This window comes from Limnobacter sp. UBA7229 (assembly GCF_002473065.1).
Classification (GTDB): Bacteria; Pseudomonadota; Gammaproteobacteria; order Burkholderiales; family Burkholderiaceae_B; genus Limnobacter; species Limnobacter profundi.
In genome coordinates, this window is sequence record NZ_DKTN01000005.1 from 52,691 (window position 1) to 75,639 (window position 22,949).

The following is a 22,949-nucleotide window of genomic DNA, read 5'->3' on the forward strand; positions in this document are numbered from 1 at the left end:
TCATCGATTGGCTAAAACACGCTCAACAACCACACCTGCGGCCTGTCGCCCCCCGCGTTCCACGCCCCGTTCAATGCGAAGGTCTTTGCCAATTTCCTCGCGCGATTTGGTCTGCAAACTTGCGATGGATGCAGCCAGCTGCGCCGCATAATCACCTTGCCACACTGCATCCAGGTGGCCCATGCGGAAGTAATTCTCCACCCCGGGTGAAAACACCGGCGACTGTTTGGCCAATTCCTGCAAATGATCCAAAGGAATTTTGGTAATGCGCGACATGGCAGGCAAATTCATCACCTTGATTTCCGCATCGGCCAAGGCATAGCAGGCGTCTGCCATCATGCCAGTGCTGATGTATCCGCCACTGACCGCTTCACCATACACCACACTCACAATCACATGACCACGCTGGCGCGCCAGTTCAACCGCCTTGGCCAGGTGCGCCATATAACCGTTCAAACCCATCAACTCGTCTCGACGTCGAAGACGCTGGCCTTGTGTGTCCAGTAAAAATACAATTGGTTCGCCCGGACGTTGCCTGATGGTTTCAATCACCACACGCGCCATGGTCAGGGCCATGTCTGCACCCACTTCGGCTTTTTCAGAGGTGCCAATCACAGTCACTTCCTGATTGGCAACCCTGGCGCGACCGTAAAAATGATCCGCCTCGAGGTAATCCGCTTTCCAGCCATCGGCAAACAAGGCATTCAATACCTGGTCCCTGTTCATTGCACACCCCTTGCTACGTTGCGTGCGCTGTCAGTTGCGCGTACAAATTCATCTGCAGGCATCAACGCCAGTTCTTCGGCACTGGGTAAGCTCAAGCGTTGCCAAATTTCCTTCGCATCCCGGCAGTCACCAAACTGTTCAAGCCGTTGCGTCAACATGGCATGTTCAGCTTCCAGATTCTCAAGATCAAAACCCACCTTGCCTGAACCTAGTGCAGCCAAAGCGGTGTTGCGAAACGCATCCACTTCGTCAACCACCAACGCCTGAATGTCGCCCATCACATAACGATGCTTGCCGCCGCTGACCCGCCACACCAGTGCACGGTCACGTGAATCAAATTCTTCCACACCATACACCGTTTCAATCACCTCCGGGCCGGACATGGCCAAGCGACCTTCTTCGGACATGATCAGCACATCGCAGCAACGGGCAATCAAGCCTGTACCGCCGAAGCAACCTGCCGCGCCGCCAATCAAACCAATGAATTGAATGCCTTGAGCGCGCGCTGCACACACCGCACGCATGATTTCAGAAACCGCAATTAGGCCGGCATTGGCCTCGTGCAAACGCACACCGCCGCTTTCAAAAATCAGCAGCACTGCGCGGGGCTTTTCTTTAATGGCCTTGGCAATCAACGCGGTAATTTTCGCGCCATGCACTTCGCCAATGGCACCGCCCAGAAACTCACCTTCCTGGGCAGCGACCAGCACAGGTGCGCCACCCAAAGTGGCTCGCCCAATGACCACGCCATCGTCAAATGCTACGGGTTGTTCCAGCAGCGCCATGTGCGGGCTGCTGATGCGATCCGACGGTTTCAGGATTTCCTGAAAACTACCCTCGTCGCACACGGCCTGCACGCGTTCGCGTGCACTGGCTTCCAGAAAACTATTGGCCATGTTGGTTCTCCCATGCCTCTATGGCTTGATCCAGACGCAGACTGACCACAGCCGGTGTTGCGCCCACATCGTGAATTTCAATTTTCAAACCGCCTGCATTTTTGCGCTCTGCAAAGTCGTTCAACACAGCCTGCCAAATTTGTCCAAATCCGCGTGCTGAAGTTTGAATGTCCACTGAACAATGGGCAGTATCTTCACCTTTCTCCAACAACACTTCGCAGTTGCCGCTGGCGGTGACGCCCACCAGCACTGCTTCGCGGTTTGTTTGCTGAATCTTGCTGGGCAAGTTGTATTTCAGTTGTTCCATGCTCATGATGAAAGCCCCTTACCAGTTGCGGAAACGGCTGGGCGGATTGTACAAACCACCTGAAGCACGCACCAAGTCTTTCACGGTTTTTGCGGCCAATAAATCGCGTGTGGCATCGCGCCGGGCAATGCCCAAATCTTCAGCGCGTTTAATCACGCCTCGGGCACGCAGTTCTTCAACTTTCTTTTTGTCACGCGCCATGCCCACTTCGGTGTAACCAGCCACGCCACGAATGGCTTGTTCACGCTCCTCTTCACTGCGGCACAACAACAAATTAGCAATGCCTTCCTCGGTCACAATGTGGGTGACATCATCCCCAAAAATCATCACGGGCGGGTTGTTCAAACCCATGCTGTCGGCCAGGTCCCAGGCATCGAGGCGTTCAACAAATGCTGGCGCCATGTGCTCGCGGAATGTTTCCACCATTTGCACCACCAGCTTTCGGCCGCGCGGCATGTGCTTGGGGTTGGCTTGCGCTTCTCGCCCTGCCTTCACCCAGGCCTCGCTTTCATGCCTGCGGCCACGGGCATCCGCACCCATATTGGGTGCGCCACCAAAGCCTGCAATGCGCCCTTTCGTGGCCGTGCTGCTATTGCCATAGGTGTCAATTTGCAATGTAGAACCAATGAACAGGTCGCAGGCGTAATGCCCTGCTGCTTGGCAGAATGCGCGGTTGCTGCGCATGCTGCCATCGTTGCCGGTGAAAAAAACATCAGGCCTGGCTGCAATGTATTTCTCCATGCCCAGTTCACTGCCGAAGCTGTGCACGCTTTGCACAAAACCGGCTTCAATGGCGGGTATCAATGCCGGGTGCGGGTTCAGCGCCCAGTTGGTACAAATTTTTCCCTTCAAGCCGAGTTGCTCGCCATAGGTGGGCAACAGCAACTCAATGGCCGCAGTGTCGAATCCAATACCGTGGTTCAAACGCTTCACACCGTACTCGGCGTAAATGCCTTTGATCACCATCATGGCCATCAACACCTGTATTTCAGAAATCTGTGCGGGGTCGCGCGTAAACAGCGGTTCAATGTAATTCGGGCGCGGGGCTTGAATGACAAAATCCACCCAATCCGCGGGTACATCCACACGCGGCAGTGTGTCGCGTATTTCATTCACCTGCACAATCACAATGCCATTCTTGAATGCAGCTGCTTCCACAATGGCGGGTGTGTCCTCGGTGTTCGGGCCGGTGTACAGATTGCCCTGTGCATCGGCAGCCTCTGCAGCGATCAGGGCGACATTGGGCGTTAAATCGACAAAGTAACGACCAAACAATTCAAGGTAAGTGTGAATCGCATTGATCTTGATTTTCCCGGCGGCCACCAGGTTGGCCAGCCGCGCACCTTGTGGTCCGGAAAACGAAAAATCAATTTCCTTGGCAATGCCTTTGTCAAACAAAGCCGTGTGTTCGGGCAAAGCCACCACCGATTGCAACAAGTGCAAATCATGCACCTGTTGCGGGTTCACTTTGGCCAAACATTGCGCCAAAAAGTCAGCCTGCTTCTGGTTGTTGCCTTCCAGGCAAACCCGGTCACCAGGCTGAATCACACTTTCAAGCAAAGCCACTGTTTGCTCAGCTTTCACCACCTTGCCGGAACTTCCGCCGACAAGGTGGGAAGCGCGGCCCAACCGGGCGGCCTTGGATTGTTGCCCTTGGCGCCATGTTGTGTTGGTCATGCTCATTGTTTTGGTCCTGCTTAGTAGTCGTAGAACATGTCGGGCAAGAACATCACCACTTCCGGAAACACTGACAGGAAGGCAATGTAGCCCGCAATAATCAGAATGAACGGAACGATGCCGCGGAAAATTTCACCGAACTTGATGTCAGGCGCAATGCCGTTGATCACGAACAGGTTCAAGCCCACGGGTGGCGTAATCAAGCCCAGTTCCATGTTGATGGTCAAAATAATGCCGAACCAGATCGGATCGAAACCTGCTGCCAGAATGGGCGGCAAAATAACTGGCGTGATCATCAAGATAATGGCCACAGGTGGCAGGAAGAAACCCAACACCAGCAACAACATATTCACCCAGAACAACAAGGCCCACTTCGACATTTCCAGTGCCACCAGCCATTCCGCCATGCTTTGGCTAATGCGCAAATAGCTCATCACATAGGTGAACAGGAATGACATGGCAATGATCATCATCACCATGCAGCTTTCTTTCGCGGTGCCTGTGAAAATGGCGCGAAGGTCTGTCCACTGGTAACACTTGTACAGTGCAATCACCAAAATCAGTGCAGCCACTGCACCCACACCTGCCACTTCAGAAGGCGTACCGAAGCCGCCGTACATGGCACCCATGATCAAACCGATCAACAAGAGGAAGGGCAGCAGTCGTGGCAACGACTCCATTTTTTCCTTCCAGGTGAAATGTTCCTTTTGGGCTACCTTTGCGATTTCTTCCGGGCTTGCAGTTTTCATCCATTCATGACGATCACGAATAAACTTCACCACCACCCACACCGAGAACAGCACGGCCAACAAGATGCCGGGCACAATGCCCGCAATAAACAATTTGCCTATCGATTGCTCGGCCATCACGCCATAAATGATCAGCGTAATACTGGGCGGAATCAAAATACCCAAAGTGCCGCCCGCTGCAATCAAACCCGAGGCCAAGGCACCGCTGTATCCGCGCTTGCGCATTTCAGGAATGCCCATGCCGCCAATGGCTGCACAGGTTGCCGGGCTTGATCCACACAAAGCTGCAAAAATGGTACAACCCGCCACGTTGGCCACGCCCAGGCTACCCGGCATGCGGTACAACCAGCGGTAAGCGGATTCGTACAGATCAACCGCTGCCCGGGTTTTGCCAATGGCTGCCCCCATGAGAATAAACAGCGGAATGGTGAGCAAAGTGAAGTTTTCAAGTTCACCGAAAATGGTTTCTGCAATCAAATGAATATTGGTTGCAGGCATGAAAAAATACATGATGATCACTGCCGACGAACCCAATGCAAACGCAATGGGCATGCCAGAAAACAGCAACACCAAGGTGAGGGCCGTGTAGATCAGGCCAATTTCGACAACACCCATGTTAGCCCCCTTGTCCGCTGGTTGTAGTTGCGTGTCCATGTTTTGGCAGTTCGGGCGCCTTGCCCATCAAGCCTTCAACAATTTGCACAATGAATTGCAATGTCAGCAACAACATGCCGAACGACATGAAAAAATATGGAATCCACAGCTTTGGACCCCAGGTGGAGCTGGTGGTCCAACCCTGATCCCAGGCCTCGTGGCAATACACTGCCGACAAATAAGCCACCAAGCCACAAAACAGCATTGAGAGAATGTCGCCGAAGAGCAAACGGATCCGGCTGGCGCGTTTGGACATCACTTCGTCCAGAATTTCAATGCCCACATGCCCACGCTCGCGTTGCGTGTGCGCTGCTGCCAGAAAGGTGGCTGCGATCAACATGAAAATGCTGAGTTCAATGACCCAGTCATTGGAAATATTCAGAATGTAGCGGGTGACCACTTCGTACACCAGCACGAGTGAACACACGAGAATCAGGAATGCAGACAGGTATGCCATGGCTTGGTTAATGCCGCGCACGGTGCCGCTGAACAGTCGCCACAATGGGTTGTTCATAGTTGTCTCCGAATGGAACTTGAACACCAAACCCTCATCAGTGGAGAGGGTTTGGTGCGCTTTGCTTTACTTAACTGCAGTGGCCATGTCCAGCCACTTCTGGCCGTCTTTCACTTCTTCAGCGAAATCTTTCCAGGCTGACTTCTCTGCAACTGCACGCCACTTGGCGAATGTTGCATCGTCCATGGCATAGGCTTTCTTGCCTGCTTTCTTCCACACTTCAGCGGCCATCATGTCGTCTTTCTTGGACTCTTCAATGGAGAACTTCTCAAGGCTTGCACCCACTTCCATCACGGCCTTCTGCTGCGCAGGTGTCAGGCGATCAAAAGTGGACTTGGCCATCAAGAGGGGTTCGAACATGAACCAGAATGAATTCTGACTGGCGTCGGTCAAGTGATCGCCCACTTCCTCAAGACGGAAAGAAATGATGGACGTGCTGGATGTGACAGCAGCGTCCAACACGCCAGTTTGCATGGCGCTGTAAACTTCGTTCGATGGCACGTTGGTGATTGAACCGCCTGCACCCTTCAACATCAAATCCATGTGCTTGGAGGCGCCGCGAATTTTTACGCCTTTCACTTCGGATGGATCAACCACTTTCTTCTTGGATGCGATACCGCCCGCTTGCCAAATCCAGGTGATCACTTTCACACCCTTGCTTTCAAGCAGCTTTTCCAGTTCGTTGCCAATCGGCTGGCCTTTCCAGCGGTGACCTTGTTCGTAGCTCGTAATCAAGCCAGGCATCAAGGTAATGTTCACTTGCGGAATTTTGCCGCCTTCGTAAGCCAAGGGGTACAAAGTCATGTCCACAGAGCCATTTTGCAAAGCGCCAAACTGCGCAAAGGTTTTGACCAGCGAGCTGCCTGGGTAAATTTCAAACTTCAGGCTGCCATTGGTTTTTTCTGCAACCTGACGCGCAAACTTGCGCACCAATCGGTCACGGAAATCGCCTTTTTCTTCGGTACCACCCGGGAACTGGTGAGACACCTTGATGGTGGTGGTTTGTGCCGACGCAGTATTGGCGAAACCAAAGGTGATTGCGGCTGCAGCCATGCCGGCTACCAGGGGTTTGATCATGAACTTCATGAGTAAGTCTCCTCTCTTGCTTCTAATTGAACGTTGTTGAATCAGGTGAGTGATTCGCAAACGCTTTCCACATCCGAACGAAATTTCTGGGTTCGTTCAATATTTCCCGGACAACAGCGAGCCGAAGCCCGGGGCATAGGTCTTAAGACCCAATTTCTTTAACATCATGTAGGTGGTGGCCACCGAGGATGACAGCACCGGCATGCCCGCGCGGTCTTCAATCGGCTGAATGGAACCCAGCGATGGCATTTGAACGCAGGCTGACGCCACAATCGCATCCACATTGGCCGTGTTCAGTTTCTTGGTGTGTTCAATCGGCGCCAGCGGGTTGAGTAAACCCACTTCCAGATTGTTCGACACCTCCAGCGAAATACTGTCGAGCACTTCAATGCCCTCGTTTTCGATGTAATCAATCACCAGGCATGTCAGCGGTTTCATGTAGGGCGTCAGAATGGCCACTTTCTTGGCGCCGATCGCTTTCAAGCCATCGACCAAGGCACCTGCACTGGTCACCACAGGCGCAGGGCCACCGGCTTCCACGGTGCGGCCGTGCAAACGTTCTTCCGATTTTTTGTGATAACCCAAACCCATGCTCATAATGGCCACCAGGCAGGCATAACCCAGCACATCCACACGGGCATCGGCCAACTCCAAAGCACACCGATCCGAATCGGCGTCCATCTTGGCCAACTCTTCTTTGGTCACATGCTGCATGCGCATGCGGCTGGAGTGAAACGTGAAACGCTCCGCCTCTACGGCTTCGCGGGCCCGCAAAATTGCGGGAATTTCCGTTTCCATGGTGGTGTTTGAACTTGGCACAATCTGGCCAATCCGGTAAATCTTGCTCATTCAATGCTCCGTGTAGGTGGACCTAAGTTGCCAACTAAGTAGCCAGTTGCCGGGCCAGGTCCACAAAGTCTTGTGCGACAAAGTCAAATTCGCCCGCTTCCACTTTGGGCAAGGGCACATGCTCGCCAAATTCAAAGGGGCGCATCACGTAGGCTGTGCGCATGCCTTGCGCCTTGGCAGCACGCAAATCACTGGGGTGGCTGGCGCACAGCATCACTTGCTCAATTGGCAAATTCAGCAAGCCGGCTACACCGTGGTAAGTTTCGGGATCGGGTTTGTAATGCTTGAACAGTTCGGCCGATACGATGCAGTCCCACGGCAAACCGGCATTTTTTGCCATCGCGGTCAGCAAAGAAAAATTGCCATTGGACAGGGTGGTAATCGTGAATTGTTTTTTCAGGGCATGAAGGCCTGCAACAGTGTCGGGCCAAGGGCTAAGGCGGTGCCACACCTTGTTCAGGTTTTCGCGCTGTTCATCGTTCAATTTGGCAAGGCCAAACTGCTCAACGATGGAATCCAGAATCATCCGGTGCAGGCTGTCAATGTGCATCCAGGGCAGCTCACCCTTGCGCACACGGTCCATGGCTGGTGCATAACCCGCGCGCCAGGCATCGGCAAACGCCAGCGCATCCACCTGAATATTCATGTGTTTGGCAATCATCGCAACTTCGCGTGCAACACTGCCGCGCCAGTCTACAACGGTGCCAAAAACATCAAATGCAAGCGCTTTGACTGCGCTGGCTGCGTGGTTCATTCCTGTCTCCTCGAGGGTTTGCCGAAACTGATTGTGTTTGGGCGGGCGCTCTCTTATGATTGTATGTAGAGCATCGCATTTTGCATGCGTTATTTGATTTCTTGTATACAAGACTAATTGCGGTCGTATACATTGTCAATAACGTTGATTCATTTTTTTATTGCCTCATGAAGAAAAAACTGTCAGAAGACGTACGGGACCAAATTGAAGAACTGATCGCTTTTGGCAAACTGCCGCCTGGCGAACACCTGGACGAAACCGAGCTGGCAGACCGCTTTGGCGTGTCCAGAACGCCGATTCGAGAGGCTTTGAACCAGCTGGCCACCGCCGGCTTGGTCGAGCTGCGCGCGCGCAGGGGCGCTGTGGTGGCGCAATTCACGGCCCAGCAACTGGTCGAAATGTTCGAGGTGATGGGCGAGTTTGAAGGCATGTGCGGCAGGCTTGCCGCCCGCCGCCTGACAGATGAAGAACAGCAGGAACTGGTGGCCACGCACGAAGAATGCAAAGCTGCAATGGCCAAAGGTGGCGACCCCGATGAGTACTACCAGCTCAATGACAAATTTCACGGTGTAATTTACCGTGGCAGCCACAATGAGTTTTTGATGGAACAGGCTTGGGGCCTACGCAGAAGGCTGCGACCTTATCGCCGCTTGCAACTGCGCGTGCGGGGCCGCATTCCGACTTCGCTGGACGAACACGACGCAATCGTGAAAGCGATTCTGGCGGGTGATGGCCACACGGCGAACGAATTGCTGCGCAGCCATGTGATGGTGCAAGGCCAGCGCTTCGCTGACTTGGTGGCCTCGCTGCCGTTACTAAAGGCACGCTCAGCAGCTTAAGGCCCCGTTATTTAAACCTTCGGCCTTGCCAAATCAAAATTGCTGCGGGTGGTGCAATACCCATCACCCGCCAGTTTGCCCACGGCATCGAGCAAGTCGTTGGCAATCAGGCCACCCCGCATGGCTGAATCATTCACTTCCACACCCAACACATCCAGCAACATCATCGAGCCGCCCATGGCGCCTTCGCCAATCAGTTTGACCTCGCGCAAATTGCATTCAAAACGCACCATTGCATCTTCCACACCAGGTGCCGTCACGGCTTTGCTCAGCGATTTTTTCAAACCCGCCTTTTCGAATTCATCCACTTCGGGTGGGTAGTCGCCGCAACTGGTGTTCATTGCATCCACCAGCACATGGCTCACAATGTTCACGACGCATTCCTTCGTGGCTTGCAAATTGGTCAGGGTGTCTTTCTCGCTGCGGTCGCGAGGGTTTACTTGCACCACGCACAGCACGGGTGGTTTGCAGCTGGCGACTGTAAAGAATGAATAGGGCGCCAAATTGGCGATGCCATGTTCACTCAGCGTGCTAACCCACGCGATGGGGCGCGGCACCACTGCGCCAGTCAGCAACTGATAGTTTTCACGGGGGCTGATTTCTGAGGTGTTGAAGTACATGCGAACATTGCCTCCCTACACGGTTGTATTTTTCAAAGTGATCGGCTGCACCGCAGCCTCACCCAAATACACCATGCCTTCCTGAATGGTACAAGCCAGGTTCATGTTGCGTTGGGCCAGCCCAGCGAGCGTTGCGCCATCTTCCACACTAAGTTGCAGCACCTGTACTTTGTCCAGTTTGTTCAACCAATCCTGGTTTTGTTTCCACCACACCTCCGCTGAGCGGGTATAGCAGTAAATCACCACGCGGTCTGAACGGCCACAGGCTTTTTTAATGCGGCTTTCATCGGGTTGGCCCACATCAATCCACACCTTGATTTGACCAGTGGGGTCCACTTCCCACACCGCAGCTTCATCCTCCGCCGACAAACCTTTCCCGAACTGAACGTCTTGCCCGGCGTGCATGGCAAATGCCAGCAGGCGAACCATCATTCGCTCTTCGGTTTCCGAAGGGTGCAATGCAAGCGTAAGTGGGTATTGGGCGAAGTGGTTGCGGTCCAGGTCGGACACATCCAGTTGAACTTTGTAAACGGTGGCTCGAAGGGCCATGGGGCGACTCGCGGTTTGAAACATTCAAACCGCGATTATCACCGATTACTGCAGGATTAACGACCCATGCGGCGCAGGGCGGCCGTGGAGAAGTCCGCAGGCGAGTACTTCTTGCCAAACTCGGCAAACTTTTCTTCGTTGGTCAAACCACCCACCAGGTATCGGCGAGATTGCAAGTCGTAAATAACCTCGCCAGAGGATGCAAACGCAGGTGCATGGTAAGCCTGCGTACCGAACACTTCACGAACACGCCACAAGGTATTGCGGCTGTCGTACTGGTCCGCGTGCAATACACCCCATGAATCTTCGTCGATGTAAAACACGCGCTTGGCATAAATGTGACGCTTGCCGGGCTTCAGCGTAGCCTCAACCACCCAAACGCGGTGCAACTCATAACGAACCATGTCAGGATTCACATGGCTTTTCTGAATAATGTTGCTGTACTTCAAGGTTTGATCGGCCAACTTGTAGTTGTTGTAGGGCACGTACATTTCTTTCTTGCCCACCAACTTCCACTCGTAACGATCGGGGGAACCGTTAAAGCCGTTCAAGTCGTCGTTGGTACGCAAGCCGTCTGCGCCAATACCGGGTGAATCGTAAGCCAGCTCAGGAGCACGAATGACACGGCGTTGTCCGGGGTTGTACTGCCAGGCCAAACGCGGCTCAGCCACCTGATTGATAGGCTCATGAACCAAAGCAACTTCGCCGGCCGCGTTGGCGGGCGCTGTAATCTGGTTCATGAAGTACAAAATTCGGTTGGGCTCCGGGCTGTCCATGTGAGATGCCAACGACACAGTCTCAATTCGCTTGCCCACTGTGAAGGATCCATCGGTCTGAACCGGGAAGTCCGCTGAATAGCGAGTGAACGAGCCGCCGAGATCACGGAAGTTGTGATTCCAGATCACCTCAACGCCGCTCTTGGGCACCGGGAAAGGAATGTTGGACTTCTTGATGCCTTCCACGCCATTGCCACCATCGACCAGCTTCACATTCGGTGCTTCAGCCTTGGCGTTGTCATAAACTGACTGGCGATACCCGGCTGTGCGATGTGTTTTGTACACGTTCATTTTGTAAGTGGGGTAACGCTTCATCATTTCCATCTGGCCAGGAGTCAAGTTGGCCGCGTACTGCGCCATGTTGGCTGCACTGATGGTAAACAGTGGTTTCTCGTCTGCAAAAGGATTGATGTAGCCTTTGGCTGGATCAAAACCCTTGGGCACTGCCACCAAGCCACCCGTCCAGTCGGGAATCGTGCCAGCAGCGTTGCCTTTTTTCTCAGCCCCCACTGGTGTCAGGCTTTTGCCCAGTTCAGACAGGTCATTGGCCAGTGCTGCGCCACTCCCCAGAACGATTGCTGCGGCCAGCAACCCGTGTTTCAACTTTTGCACTGCCATTTCATAGTCTCCTCAAGAATGAGTGGTTATTGATTGGTGTTTTGATCTTGTTCACACAGCGCGAACACCTCGCCACTGCGATTGCTTTGTGTAAAAACGTTTGGATCGCAATAAATGCCGACAGGCGCGAAATCTTTCATCACATCGGCCAGCGCGTCGCCCTTCTCCACATTCTGGATCGCCTCCGTAAACTCCGGGTTGTGAAGCATGTGGCGATACAACAGCAGTTGATCAGGATACGGTCCCCAAGGCAACCACAGGAATCCGTTCTCGGCCGTGGCATTGGCTGGACGATCAGCGGGATCGGAAATTACCACCGTAAAAAATCCTTGATCATCCAGTGGCACTTGAAAATCGGCGGCGCAATCGGTGAAGCGTTGTGTGGCAAATTCATTGCCGCACAGCGACCAGTAACGCAACTGCTCCTGCCCAAATTCCACGCCTGCCTGGCCACGATAGGTAGGCGCTTTGGCACGCACCATGGCAAGGCTGCCGTAGCGGCGAGCAAAACCAGTACTGGTGTAGGCATTGTGTACATTGCTCAAAAAGCCGCCCGAGCCTGAATCAACCCGGCCACCCAGCATGCTGGTGTCTTGCCCGGTCACATTGCCTGCAATTCGAAATGCGGTGTCACCGAGGCTAAAAAACTTCAAGGTGTTGGGCGGATTCGTGGCCGTTGGGAAGGGCAAAGCCAACTGATTGGGATAATCAAGCCCCAAAAGCAGCTGATTGAGGCCCAAGGGTGGGAGCGCGCCCCCGGCGTTGGGTAATAGGGGTTCTGCACAATTCGGGAGTGTTCCCAACTCACGACTGCCATCGGCAGTTTCAAGCGTCAGGGTAGGCAGGCCCACACCACCGTCGAAAAACTCGCCGGTGTTCGACACATAAACCCGGTAAATAAACACGGCCAGGGCATTTGGAATTTTCAGAGGGCCAAGGCCGATCTCGCCTGTGTAAAACGTGTTGGGCTTGCGTTGCACATCCGGATTTTGAACTGGAGATGCGCCGTACTCCAGATAAGCCGTGTAAGCACCACCTGGTTTGGCACCCTTGCGCGCGAAGGGATTACCTTCACGACCTTTATCAGAAGGTGTGAGTTCAAAGTCGGCCACCGCATCTGTTGGGCGCAGCGCGGCATCGTATGCGTTGTAGGAAAAATAACGGGCATCCGGGTAACGGCCGTCAATTCGCAGCCTTGTTTGCGGCGAGACAGGCGCAGCGGCCACCCAGTATTTGGCCTCGCTGTCGGGAAACGCAATATTCGCTTTGTCGGGATCGCTGGCGGCAATCCAGCCGCACCCCAAACCCAAGGGAGTTTCGCTGCCGCCCATGGCCTGGGCCAAGGATTCACTGCTGAGCACATTGCTGCTGGCCGCAGGCGAAGCGCCAGGGTTGGCTGTGGTGCGTACGTCTTCAGACGAACAGGCACCCAACAAGGCGAATGCAGTGCCAGCAACAGCCGCCGTGAATACTTGAGAAAGTTTCACGCATGTCTCCCGAAATTGTCGTTATAGTGTGTTTAATCACCCTAGATTAATACCAAGGTATTAATTCAGGCAAGCGGAAATTTACTCACAAAAACAAATACATGAATCAAGCAGCCGACCCAACCCTTGTTGTTGATACTCGCGAACAGCTGTTACGGATTGCGTTGAATGAATTTGCACAGCACGGCATTGAGGGCGTTACGCTCAGCAAAATTCGGCAGCTGTCAGGCCAGGGCAACCGGTCGGCGGTGCACTATCACTTCAAAACCAAAGATAGATTGGTGGAAGAGGTGGTGGATTTTGTGACAGGTCAGCTTGATGTTCACTGCAAGCAGGCCCACACCGAATTTGCACGCAACGCGCCCGAACACAAAGAATGGACCCGCCTGTGCGAACTGATTTTTGATCCCTTTGTGCAACTGTTTTCAAGCGGCGAAACCGGTGCGGTGTGCATACAGTTTTTGTCCCGCCTCACTTGGCAAACCGGCGAACAGGGACAGCGGTTTCTGACCCGCTACTTCAACCCCTACATGGATGTGTTTGCGCCCACTTTGCTTGAATTTTTCCCGCAATACTCTGAGGCACAGCTGCGTTTTAAGGTGCATTTGGCCGTGAATACGGCCATTCATGGTCTGGCCGACTTTTCAATGGTGATGCACGATGAAAGGCTATTGCCCTTGGTCAACCAAAGCGGTGGTTTGAAGGAAATGCGACGGCTGTTTCACGAATATATCAGTGCGGGGCTGAAGGGGTACTCCTGACGCACAATCCTATTTAATCGAGCCGGCTCTGGCGCATGGCATGCAAGCGCGCCTTGCCCAGCTTTAACGATTCCGCATTGTCGACGATAGGCGCTGGGTAATTGGCAGTGCCATGTTCTGGCAACCAGCGCTTCACAAACTCGCCTTTGGGGTCTTGCTCGGCCTGTTGTTTCAAGGGGTCGTACACCAGCATTTGCGAAAAGTGGCTGGTGCCACTTGCAATGCGCACCTGCCCATAGTGAATGGCGGGCTCGAAGTCCAGAAACTGCTGTGCCAAAAACAAGGCCACGGGTTGCCACGGCAAACCCAATTGCACGCACGCAAACGACACCAACATGGCCCGCGCCCGCATGTTCAGCCAACCTGTTTGTTGCAAAAAGCGCTGGCAGGCATCCACATAGGCAAAGCCTGTTCGGCCCTGCTGCCAGGCATTCAAGAATTCCTGATTCACCTCCGCAGGTTCATCGCAGTAAAAAGCATCGGTTTCCAAACCCGTGTGGTTCTCCAGCTGCTGCAAATAACCTTGCCGCCAAATCAGCCTGTCCACATAAAACCGCGCAGCATCTTCAACTTTTGCAATGTGTGTCGCATCACCCTGCCCATGCACCCTGTTCACCAAGGCATTGAGTTTTTGCAGCACCTCGCGGTCGCTCACTACACCATAAGCCAGATAAGGCGACAGGCGTGAACAACCACTCCATGCTTTCAAAGGGCTGGAAATTGAGAAGGGATAACTTCTCAACTTGGCGGGTGTAAAAAATTTCGCGGCCACTGCCCGGGCCTGCGCACGGCCACCTTTCATGCGCAATGGTTTGTCATCGCCCACAGCCTGCGGCACAGTGGCACGGTTGAGTTCAACAGCGGGTTGGGGTGCGAAGAAGGCCTGCAAATTTCGCCCGGCCGGGTTTTTGATTTCTTCTTGGGCCGCCCGGTCCAGGTAAGTTTGAAAATTAATTTTTTCAGCAAACGGATTGGCCATGAAGGTGGCACGCTGCACATTGTTTTGGGGAAATTCATGAAGCGCCACACCCATGCTTTTGCACCACGCCGCCACGGCTTGATCGCGTCGGTATTGTGCAAGCTGCGTGGTTTCCTGGTGTGCCCAAACGTGGGTAAATTTGAACTGTGCATGCAGGCGGGCCAACACATCCACCGCCTCGCCCAATTCCTCATGCAGATAACCGCCCACATGGGCAAACTGTTGCTTCAAATCATCCAGGCATTCATGCACAAACAACTGGTGTTGGCGCGCAGTGTGCGCATCTGCAATTTGGCTGGGTTCGTGAATGTACAAGGGCAGCACAAGCCCGTGATGCTTGGCATTGCGCATGGCTTCAAACAGCGGCAGGTGGTCGCTTAAACGCAAATCCCGTTTGAACCACAACACCTGCATACTGCGTTCCTGCAACTTTAAAGCGGCTGCAACACCCCGGCTGCCAACAGCGCCAACACCACCACACCCAGCACCACACGGTACACCACAAACAGGCCGTAGCCACGCGTACTGACCAGCTTGAGGAACCACACAATGACGGCATAGCCCACAAAGAAGGCAATGAAGGTTGCCAAGGCCGTGTTGGCCGGGCTGACCGGGCCGGCCACGCCCCAGCTTTTGTACAACTGGTAAAAACCGGAAGCAAACACCGCGGGCACCGCGAGCAAGAAGGAATAACGCGCGGCTGCCTCTCGGGTGTAGCCCATCAGCAAACCTGCGGTGATGGTTCCGCCTGAACGGCTCACACCGGGAATGAGTGCCAAGGCTTGCGCAAAACCAAACACAATGCCGTCGCGCCAGGTCATTTCCCTCAGCTCGGTTTGGCGTTTGCCCACCTTGTCGGCAAAACCTAGGATGAGGCCAAACACAATCAACATGATCGCGGTGAGGTACAGGTTGCGCAGATAGGTTTCAATCAGGTCTTGAAACAACAGGCCCAAAACAGCAATGGGCAAGGTGCCCACAATCACCAGCCAACCCAAGCGGGCATCGGGGTTCATGGGCACACCACTGGCGGCCTTGCGTCTGAAGGACCCACACCAGGCCAGAAAAATTCGGGCGATGTCTTGGCGGAAATACACCAGCACCGCGAGTTCGGTTCCAAGTTGTGTAATGGCGGTGAAGGCTGCGCCAGGGTCGAGCCCCGAGGGCAACATGGGGCCAATAATGCGCAGGTGCGCACTCGATGAAATGGGCAAAAACTCGGTTAGCCCCTGGATCAGCCCCAAGATAACGGCCTCAAGCCAACCCACACCGTTGCCGGCAACAAACATAGTGAATTCCCGGTAAATAGATCAATAAAGGCCGTTTTCAAGCCAAATTCAATGCGAACTATAGCAAGCCTGAATGGGGGAAAACATTTTTCTGAAGGGGAAAGAGGCCTGATATTTAACAAATGATTGTGCAACCCAGCCGGGATAATGAGGAAAATCAAATAGAAAGGCTTGGGTATGGACCATCGGAAAATTTATGTGACGCAGCCAGCGCTGCCGCCGCTTGCGGAGTTCATACCCTACCTGGAACAGATTTGGGACAGCAAAACCCTGACCAACAACGGTCCTTATCACCAGCAGCTTGAAAAGGCGCTGTGCGAGAATTTGGGTGTGCCTTTCATTTCCCTGTTTTGCAATGGCACCATTGCTTTGATGACTGCGTTGAAAGCCTTGCGCATTCAAGGCGAAGTGATCACCACGCCCTATTCATTCGTGTGCACCAGCCACTCGCTGCTGTGGAACGACCTGCAACCGGTGTTTGTGGATGTGGATCCGGTCACATTGAACCTGGACCCACGCCGCATTGAAGAAGCCATTACCCCGCAAACCAGTGCCATTTTGCCGGTACATTGCTATGGCCTGCCCGCCAACACCACCGAGATTCAACGCATTGCCGATGTGTACGGCCTGAAGGTGATTTACGACGCGGCCCACGCCTTTGGCGTAAAGCAAAACGGCGAGAGCATTTTGAATGCCGGTGATTTGTCAGTGCTCAGCCTGCATGCCACCAAAGTGTTCAACACCTTTGAAGGTGGTGCCATTGTTTGCAAAGACGCCAAAACGAAACAACGCATTGATTACCTGAAAAACTTCGGCTTTGCCGATGAGGTCACCGTGATGGCACCGGGCATCAACGGCAAGATGAGCGAGCTGAACGCCGCCATGGGCATGCTGCAATTGAAGTATGTGGACCAGGCCATTGAAAAGCGCCACCGCATACAGGCCCTGTACCGCGAATTGCTGGCCAATGTCCCCGGAATCGAACACATGGCTGTGCCCGAGAATGTGGAATGGAACGGCGCTTACTTTCCGATTTTCGTGAATGCCCACTACCCCATTACGCGCGACGCGCTGTACGCCCGTTTGCAAGAGCACGGTGTCCATGGTCGCCGCTATTTTTTCCCATTGATCAGCAGCATGCCCATGTACCGTGGTTTGTCCTCCGCCGCGCCACGCAATTTGCCCAATGCCCACAAAGCCGCTGAACAAGTGTTGTGCCTGCCGATTTACCCTGACTTGCCACTGGAAGATGTGGCGCGCATTTGCGTGATTATCGACGAGGCCAGCCGTGGCTAAGGTGCTGTTGGTCGACACCAATTTCTCTTCAGGACCTATCCTGAACTACCTGCGCAACGCCGGGCACACGGTGATGTTTGCGGGTGGCAAGCCCAACGACTTTCTGGCCAAGGCCACGCCGGGTTACCAACAACTGGATTATTCCAGCCCCGCCGCTCTGGCCGATTTGTGCACCCAACTGGGCATCGAGTACCTGGTGCCCGGTTGCAATGATCGTTCGTATTACTCCTGCGCAGAAGTGTCGGAGACCTTGCACTTTCCTGGCATTGATCGCCTGGAGGCCACAGAGACCATCAACCACAAGCAGAAGTTTCGCAGCTATGCACAACGCGAGGGTTTGTCGGTACCCCGTGTGTTTGGCAACGATGAAACACCTGCTTGCGCCGTGATTGTAAAACCGGTCGATGCCTACAGTGGCCGCGGCATTACAGTGGTGCAGGCCGGCGAAACCAGTCAGTTGCACAAGGCAATTGGCACCGCCAAAGCCGAATCGAGAAGTGGTGATTGTTTGGTCGAAGAATATGTGGAAGGCCAGTTGTACAGCCATTCTGCGTTTGTAGTGAATGGCCGCGTGGCGCAAGACTTTGTGGTGATAGAACATGGCTCGGCCAACCGCTTTGTGGTCGACACCAGCCACCTGGCCATCGATTTTCCGGTGGAGGTTCACACCCGTATTCGCCGCGAAATTGAACATTTGGCGCAAAGCCTGCGCCTGTGTGATGGTTTGGTGCACACCCAGTTTTTGCTGAAAGGCAATGAATTCTGGCTGGTTGAAATTACCCGCCGTTGCCCCGGCGATTTGTACAGTCAGTTGATTGAACTTTCAACCGGCTTTCCCTATGTGGCCAGCTACGCCAAAGGGTTTTTGGGTCAACGTGCAGCACCTGGCCCTTTGAAGCAGAATTTCATTTTGCGCCACACACTGACCCTGCCCCACGAAGGCTTGTTGCAACACCTGCACTTTAACCACCCGGTACACATGGAGCGTTGGGTGCCCATTGCCGCCACTGGCGACTTCATTGCGCCCAGCCCGGTAGGCCGCATCGCCCTGCTGTTTGCACGCTGCACCAACGCGGTTGAACTTCAAACACTGGCCAGCCTTGCCACACAGCGCAGGCTTTACACCTTCAATGGTTAAAGCCCCACGCAAAGGACATTGAACATGAGCAAATACAACGCACTGAAACCACTGCACAAACCCATCAGGGTCGCCATGATAGGCGGCGGTGTGAATTCGGCTGTGGGCCGCGTGCATGAAATTGCCATGAAAATGGACAATGAATTCGACCTGGTGGCGGGGTGCTTTAGCCGCAATCCGGAATTCAATGCTGAATCTGGCCGCCAGTACAATGTGCCGGCCAACAAACTGTACCCCAGCGCAGAAGCGCTGATCGATGCTGTAGAGCACGAAGTGGATGCGGTGGTGATTGCCACGCCGATCAAGTCGCATGCGCAGTACATTCATTTGGCACTCGACCACAACTTGCGGGTCATCTCCGACAAGCCCCTGTTGGCCAATGTGCAGGAATGCAAAGAACTACTGGCCCGTGTCCAGCCCGACAACACCCAGGTATTTTCAATCTTCAATTACACCGGCTACCCCGCGGTGCGAGAGATGAAACGCCGTGTGGAAAGCGGGGCAATTGGCAGCGTATTCAAGGTGATGGTGGAAATGCCACAAGACTCCTACATGCGGCTGAGCAACCAAAACAAAACCCACGCCATTCAATCGTGGCGGCTGGAAGACGGCGACATCAGCTGTGTGTCGCTCGACCTGTTTGTGCACCTGCACAGCCTTGTGAACTTTGTGTGCGGCAACACACCTCAAACAGTCAACGCCTGGCAACGCGCAATCACCAACGTATCGCCGGGGCTCATTGATGAAGTGGATGCTGTCATTCAATACAGCAACAACCTGATGGTCAATGCGTGGTATGGCAAAGCCGTGTTGGGTTATCGCAATGGCTTGCGCATACGCGTGTTTGGTACCAAGGGCAGTTTGCAATGGCATCAGGAAAGCCCCGAAATGATTGAGGCCGCTGATGAAGCAGGCAACCGCATGCTGCTTGACCGAATTTCAACGGGCAGTGAAATAACCGCACAGCCCCGCTACAACCGCTTCAAGGCTGGCCACCCCTCGGGTTTTATCGAAGCCTTTGCCAACTACTACGCCGACATTGCACAAGCCATGCGCGATGAGAAGCTGAATGCCTACACCTTGTCGACTGGTGTCGCTGCAGAAGGCCTCACCTTGAGCCAGGCGATTGCACAAGCCTCGGCCACTGGCCGCACCGTTCAACTTTAAGTTTGAGATTGTCTAAGCCATGACCACAGCAAGCCTGGAAGAACAACTACAACCGCTGTTTGATGACATTGACGCAAAATTGCAAAACATCGAGAGTGGGGTATTCATTCAACAGCAGGACGCAGAAAAAACCATCAATCAGTTGGCTGTGTTGGTGAATGAGTGCCAGAACAAACCGTATGCCAGCTTGATGCAATTGAACATACAAGGCACAACCGAATTGTGCACGCGGTTTGCCGCGCTATACGTGAATGTACTCACCGACCTGAAGCACACCCTGAGCTTGAATAGCTTGCTGGTGTTGACCAAACAAAAGCGCTTCATGAGTCATGTGTTTGAGGTGTCCGGCTACGGCAGCAACCGCGCAGTACTCAAGCTGTTGCTGAACAAGGCACACGAGCGCAAAGCCAAACAACTGACAGACAACCCCGCTTTGGTACGCGCCCTGCTGCTGGCCAGCGTGGGCGATCTGGACCCCGCCGACCTGGTAGAACTGACTCTGGAAAGCACGGAAACCTCGGCCCTGTTGGCGATTGGCCTGTTGCTCGACCGCCTGCCCTTGACCGTGACAGGCGACGCTGGCCGCACCTTCCTGCTGGAGGAGTACAACCCCTACAGTGCACTGCGCCCCTTGGACCAATACCGCGCTTTGATCTCCAATATCTGGATGCTGTGCAGCTACAGTACCAGCCCGCGCAAGCATGAAATTAAAAAGCACCTTAACCACTGGTTCAAGCGTGTGCACAAGGCCAAAGGCATTCAGCCCAAACCCGCTGGCAGCGTGCGACACACCGGGAATATCGACAACAAACCCGTGATGGTGGTGATTGCAGAAACGTTCAAGTCGGTGCACGCCATGTACCGTTGGTATGCGCCCATGATCAAACGCCTGAAACGCGATTACTACATGGTCGTGGTATCAATGAAAGCCGATGTGGATGACCAATCCATTGGCCTGTTCGATGACTTCATTGAAGTACCCGAAGAAGAAATGAACCTGCAACCGGTGCTGAACCAATGTACACCCGACATTGCCTGGTTCATGAGCGTGGGCATGCGCTCTTGGGGAATTTCACTCGCAAACCTGCGCTGGGCCCCACTACAAGCGATGAGCTTTGGCCACCCGGCCAGCAGCTTTAGCAGCGAGATGGACGTAGCATTTGTGACCACCCGTGTATTTGGCGGCTCCGGCGTGGTGAATGAGAACATGTTGATTCTGGAGAGTGAAATTGGCAATGTGGCCGAGGCCCACAAAGACTTGAAACTGCCACCACCCGCGGTGCTGGATGACGCTGTGGTGTCGATTGCGGTGCCCTGCAACACCATGAAGATCAACCTGGGCTTCATGACTACGCTGAAGGAGATTGAACGCCTCTCGGCCAAGCCGATTCGCTTCACCTTCTTCCCCAATGAATATGGTGTTGGTCACCTTTCAACCGAGAAACGCCTGCGCAGCTTCTTCCCCACCGCCGTGGTGGCCCGCCGCACGGGTTATGAAGCCTACCTGAACATGCTCAACCAGCACCACCTGGCACTCAGCCCCTTCCCGTTTGGCAACGCCACCAGCACCATCGATTGCATGGTGTTGGGCCTGCCCGTGGTCAGCCTGATCGGTGCCGAACCCCATTCTCGCAGTGACTACGACATTTTGGCTTCGCTAGGACTGGCTGAATACTGCGTGGCCGATTCAGTTGAAAACTATGTGCATGGCGTGGTGCGTTACATCAACGAGCCGGGCCTGCTTGAGGAATTGCGCGCCATGGTGGCATCCAAACAGTTCATGGATTTGCATCAGCAACACGAAAACGAGTTTTCAGATGAAATGTGCAAGGCCTTGAACTGGGCCTATGCAAACCAGAATGAAGTGCGCGGGCCACGAGGTTTGGTGATTGAAGCGCAAGGTAGGTGGAAGTAATTACTTCCACCCCTGCAACCATTGCGCTTCGTCTTGCAAATCCCGCCAGTGAATAATTTGTGTTCGGCCTGAATGCACAGCTTCCAGTTCAAAGTGTTCAATGGGTAAATCTTCGCTGGCTGGCTTCACCGCACTGCGAACCAGAAAATGCTTTTCCTTGTTCACGGGCTTTGCGGCGGTCCACTTGCTGAGCAGCAATTTCTTGGGGTTCAACTGGCGCATGGTTTAACTGCCTTGCGGCGACAGTTCAAGCTTGTTCAAATCAAAACCTTTGGCTTTCAGGCGTTGCAGCAGTGCATCGTATTTGGCTTTGTCCACTTGTTGCGTGCGGGCCAATACCCACAGGTATTCACGGCTGGGCTCGCTCACTGCCACCAACTGGTATTCGGGATCCAGGTCGATCACCCAGTACTTGCCCCATACCATGGGCAGCCAACTTAACCACGCGGGTGCAAAACGCACTTCCAGTTTTGGCGACTTCAAACCTCCAATTTGACGAGCCTGGCCCTCGGCTTCATCCATGTCGCCGCTGGCCTGTTGGCAACGGTTCAATACTTTCACAGTGCCGTCTTTTTGTAATGAATACTCAGCGCTGGTATTGCGCACACATTGTTTCTGAAACCGGTTTGGATACTTCGCAATTTCAAACCAGGTGCCCATGTAACGGGGAATATCCAGCGACTGAATTGTTTGAAGCGGTTGAGGCGGGTTGGCCGCAAGTGCGGGCACGAGAATCATGAAACTCGTTAAACACGAAATTAGTAATTTCATCGAATGCTTTTAGATTGATTGAATAGTTGAAGTGCTGGGCACACTGTTTACTAACCTGGCTAAATCACACCATGGCTTAATACTCCAATGGCTGCGCGCCAGGCCGGAAGGTGAAGGCAATACGAACAAAACTGTGTTGCCAATTTTTTCTGCTTGTAAACCATAGTTCACTTTACCACCCAAAAATTCTTGCCCAGCACGCTTGCTGGTGAAGGCCAGAACTTTAGGGGTGCAGTGCAGAATTTTTCTACGCAAGTCATTTGGCGCGAAGTCACTTTTCTTCAGTGAACTGTCTGCGCCATACACCTGCTTGGCCAGGTCAGTTAGCCCAAGCTTGTACTGGGTGATGCTTTGAAAATCTACCGGTGAAACCTGCTGCGGCGTTAAGCCCACCTCAAACAACGTTCGCCAAAAGGCATTGCCTGCGTTGGCGTAATACGCACCACGCTGGGCGGATACCGTACCGGGGGCGGTGCCGCAGAATATGATGTCTAAGTCCGGCTGAAGAACGTCGGGTAAAACTGGCACCTCG

General features: G+C 53.8%; 24 protein-coding genes. 6 read left to right on the forward strand and 18 right to left on the reverse strand.

The features are described from left to right. From mdcE to B4C79_RS03140, 9 genes are all read right to left on the reverse strand, one after another. Complete coding sequence (gene mdcE, locus B4C79_RS03100; protein ID WP_291740982.1) at positions 1-726, reverse strand: biotin-independent malonate decarboxylase subunit gamma; 726 nt, start codon at positions 724-726, stop codon at positions 1-3. After that, positions 723-1,622, reverse strand: coding sequence for a biotin-independent malonate decarboxylase subunit beta (locus tag B4C79_RS03105; RefSeq protein ID WP_291740983.1), 900 nt, complete (start codon positions 1,620-1,622; stop codon positions 723-725). Before B4C79_RS03105 ends, mdcE begins: the two co-directional genes overlap by 4 nt. Then, positions 1,612-1,935, reverse strand: coding sequence for a malonate decarboxylase acyl carrier protein (gene mdcC / locus B4C79_RS03110; RefSeq protein ID WP_414673439.1), 324 nt, complete (start codon positions 1,933-1,935; stop codon positions 1,612-1,614). The genes B4C79_RS03105 and mdcC overlap by 11 nt, the downstream gene beginning before the upstream one ends. Before the next feature lie 12 nt (positions 1,936-1,947). After that, a complete protein-coding gene (mdcA, locus tag B4C79_RS03115) occupies positions 1,948-3,606 on the reverse strand; it encodes a malonate decarboxylase subunit alpha (protein WP_291740999.1) in 1,659 nt (552 codons plus the stop codon). 20 nt (positions 3,607-3,626) lie between these two features. Next, a complete protein-coding gene (locus tag B4C79_RS03120; protein ID WP_171101564.1) occupies positions 3,627-4,970 on the reverse strand; it encodes a TRAP transporter large permease in 1,344 nt (447 codons plus the stop codon). A 1-nt stretch (position 4,971) separates the two neighbouring features. Continuing rightward, on the reverse strand, positions 4,972-5,523 hold the full coding sequence (locus tag B4C79_RS03125) for a TRAP transporter small permease (RefSeq protein ID WP_291740986.1): 552 nt from the start codon (positions 5,521-5,523) through the stop codon (positions 4,972-4,974). Positions 5,524-5,589: 66 nt separating this feature from the next. After that, the gene (gene dctP / locus B4C79_RS03130) at positions 5,590-6,609 is read right to left on the reverse strand and encodes a TRAP transporter substrate-binding protein DctP (protein WP_291740988.1); all 1,020 of its coding nucleotides are present in this window, start codon (positions 6,607-6,609) and stop codon (positions 5,590-5,592) included. Between the two features lie 96 nt (positions 6,610-6,705). Continuing rightward, positions 6,706-7,458, reverse strand: coding sequence for a maleate cis-trans isomerase family protein (locus B4C79_RS03135; RefSeq protein WP_105027633.1), 753 nt, complete (start codon positions 7,456-7,458; stop codon positions 6,706-6,708). Between the two features lie 34 nt (positions 7,459-7,492). Further along, a complete protein-coding gene (locus tag B4C79_RS03140; RefSeq protein WP_291740990.1) occupies positions 7,493-8,212 on the reverse strand; it encodes a haloacid dehalogenase type II in 720 nt (239 codons plus the stop codon). A gap of 167 nt (positions 8,213-8,379) precedes the next feature. Between B4C79_RS03140 and B4C79_RS03145 the strand changes: the two genes are divergently transcribed. Beyond that, positions 8,380-9,051, forward strand: a complete 672-nt coding sequence (locus B4C79_RS03145) for a GntR family transcriptional regulator (RefSeq protein ID WP_291740992.1) — start codon at positions 8,380-8,382, stop codon at positions 9,049-9,051. Positions 9,052-9,062: 11 nt separating this feature from the next. Here B4C79_RS03145 and B4C79_RS03150 read toward each other — a convergent pair whose 3' ends face one another. Genes B4C79_RS03150 through B4C79_RS03165 form a run of 4 tightly spaced genes read right to left on the reverse strand, consistent with a single transcriptional unit; the run spans position 9,063 to position 13,101 of the window. Further along, entirely contained in the window at positions 9,063-9,671 is a 609-nt protein-coding gene (locus B4C79_RS03150; protein WP_171101182.1) for a flavin reductase family protein, read from the reverse strand. 15 nt (positions 9,672-9,686) lie between these two features. Next, positions 9,687-10,244: a YaeQ family protein gene (locus B4C79_RS03155; protein ID WP_291740994.1), complete on the reverse strand. Its 558-nt coding sequence runs from the start codon at positions 10,242-10,244 to the stop codon at positions 9,687-9,689. Between the two features lie 32 nt (positions 10,245-10,276). Then, positions 10,277-11,614 (reverse strand): DUF1329 domain-containing protein, encoded by a 1,338-nt coding sequence (locus B4C79_RS03160; protein ID WP_171101184.1) that lies wholly within the window; start codon positions 11,612-11,614, stop codon positions 10,277-10,279. Between the two features lie 26 nt (positions 11,615-11,640). Continuing rightward, a complete protein-coding gene (locus B4C79_RS03165) occupies positions 11,641-13,101 on the reverse strand; it encodes a hypothetical protein (RefSeq protein ID WP_291739544.1) in 1,461 nt (486 codons plus the stop codon). 101 nt (positions 13,102-13,202) lie between these two features. Between B4C79_RS03165 and B4C79_RS03170 the strand changes: the two genes are divergently transcribed. Further along, on the forward strand, positions 13,203-13,862 hold the full coding sequence (locus B4C79_RS03170; protein WP_291739545.1) for a TetR/AcrR family transcriptional regulator: 660 nt from the start codon (positions 13,203-13,205) through the stop codon (positions 13,860-13,862). 13 nt (positions 13,863-13,875) lie between these two features. On the opposite strand, the gene B4C79_RS03175 is transcribed toward B4C79_RS03170, so the two are convergent. Both B4C79_RS03175 and B4C79_RS03180 read right to left on the reverse strand, forming a co-directional pair. Further along, positions 13,876-15,255 (reverse strand): FAD-binding domain-containing protein, encoded by a 1,380-nt coding sequence (locus B4C79_RS03175; RefSeq protein ID WP_291739546.1) that lies wholly within the window; start codon positions 15,253-15,255, stop codon positions 13,876-13,878. A 17-nt stretch (positions 15,256-15,272) separates the two neighbouring features. Continuing rightward, positions 15,273-16,130: an undecaprenyl-diphosphate phosphatase gene (locus B4C79_RS03180; protein ID WP_291739547.1), complete on the reverse strand. Its 858-nt coding sequence runs from the start codon at positions 16,128-16,130 to the stop codon at positions 15,273-15,275. Between the two features lie 177 nt (positions 16,131-16,307). On the opposite strand from B4C79_RS03180, the gene B4C79_RS03185 reads away from it, so the two are divergent. The 4 genes from B4C79_RS03185 to B4C79_RS03200 are packed head-to-tail and all read left to right on the forward strand — an operon-like array spanning position 16,308 to position 21,646. Beyond that, on the forward strand, positions 16,308-17,426 hold the full coding sequence (locus B4C79_RS03185; RefSeq protein WP_291739548.1) for a DegT/DnrJ/EryC1/StrS family aminotransferase: 1,119 nt from the start codon (positions 16,308-16,310) through the stop codon (positions 17,424-17,426). Then, positions 17,419-18,564 (forward strand): ATP-grasp domain-containing protein, encoded by a 1,146-nt coding sequence (locus B4C79_RS03190; protein WP_291739549.1) that lies wholly within the window; start codon positions 17,419-17,421, stop codon positions 18,562-18,564. The genes B4C79_RS03185 and B4C79_RS03190 overlap by 8 nt, the downstream gene beginning before the upstream one ends. A 24-nt stretch (positions 18,565-18,588) precedes the next feature. Next, a complete protein-coding gene (locus B4C79_RS03195) occupies positions 18,589-19,731 on the forward strand; it encodes a Gfo/Idh/MocA family protein (RefSeq protein WP_291715620.1) in 1,143 nt (380 codons plus the stop codon). 19 nt (positions 19,732-19,750) lie between these two features. Continuing rightward, entirely contained in the window at positions 19,751-21,646 is a 1,896-nt protein-coding gene (locus B4C79_RS03200; protein WP_291751701.1) for a hypothetical protein, read from the forward strand. Here B4C79_RS03200 and B4C79_RS03205 read toward each other — a convergent pair whose 3' ends face one another. The 3 genes from B4C79_RS03205 to B4C79_RS03215 are packed head-to-tail and all read right to left on the reverse strand — an operon-like array spanning position 21,647 to position 22,945. Continuing rightward, positions 21,647-21,868 (reverse strand): TIGR02450 family Trp-rich protein, encoded by a 222-nt coding sequence (locus B4C79_RS03205; protein ID WP_291739976.1) that lies wholly within the window; start codon positions 21,866-21,868, stop codon positions 21,647-21,649. Positions 21,869-21,871: 3 nt separating this feature from the next. Beyond that, a complete protein-coding gene (locus B4C79_RS03210; RefSeq protein ID WP_240965847.1) occupies positions 21,872-22,384 on the reverse strand; it encodes a lipocalin family protein in 513 nt (170 codons plus the stop codon). Positions 22,385-22,426: 42 nt separating this feature from the next. Continuing rightward, the gene (locus tag B4C79_RS03215; protein ID WP_291739979.1) at positions 22,427-22,945 is read right to left on the reverse strand and encodes a mismatch-specific DNA-glycosylase; all 519 of its coding nucleotides are present in this window, start codon (positions 22,943-22,945) and stop codon (positions 22,427-22,429) included. Positions 22,946-22,949 lie beyond the last annotated feature (4 nt).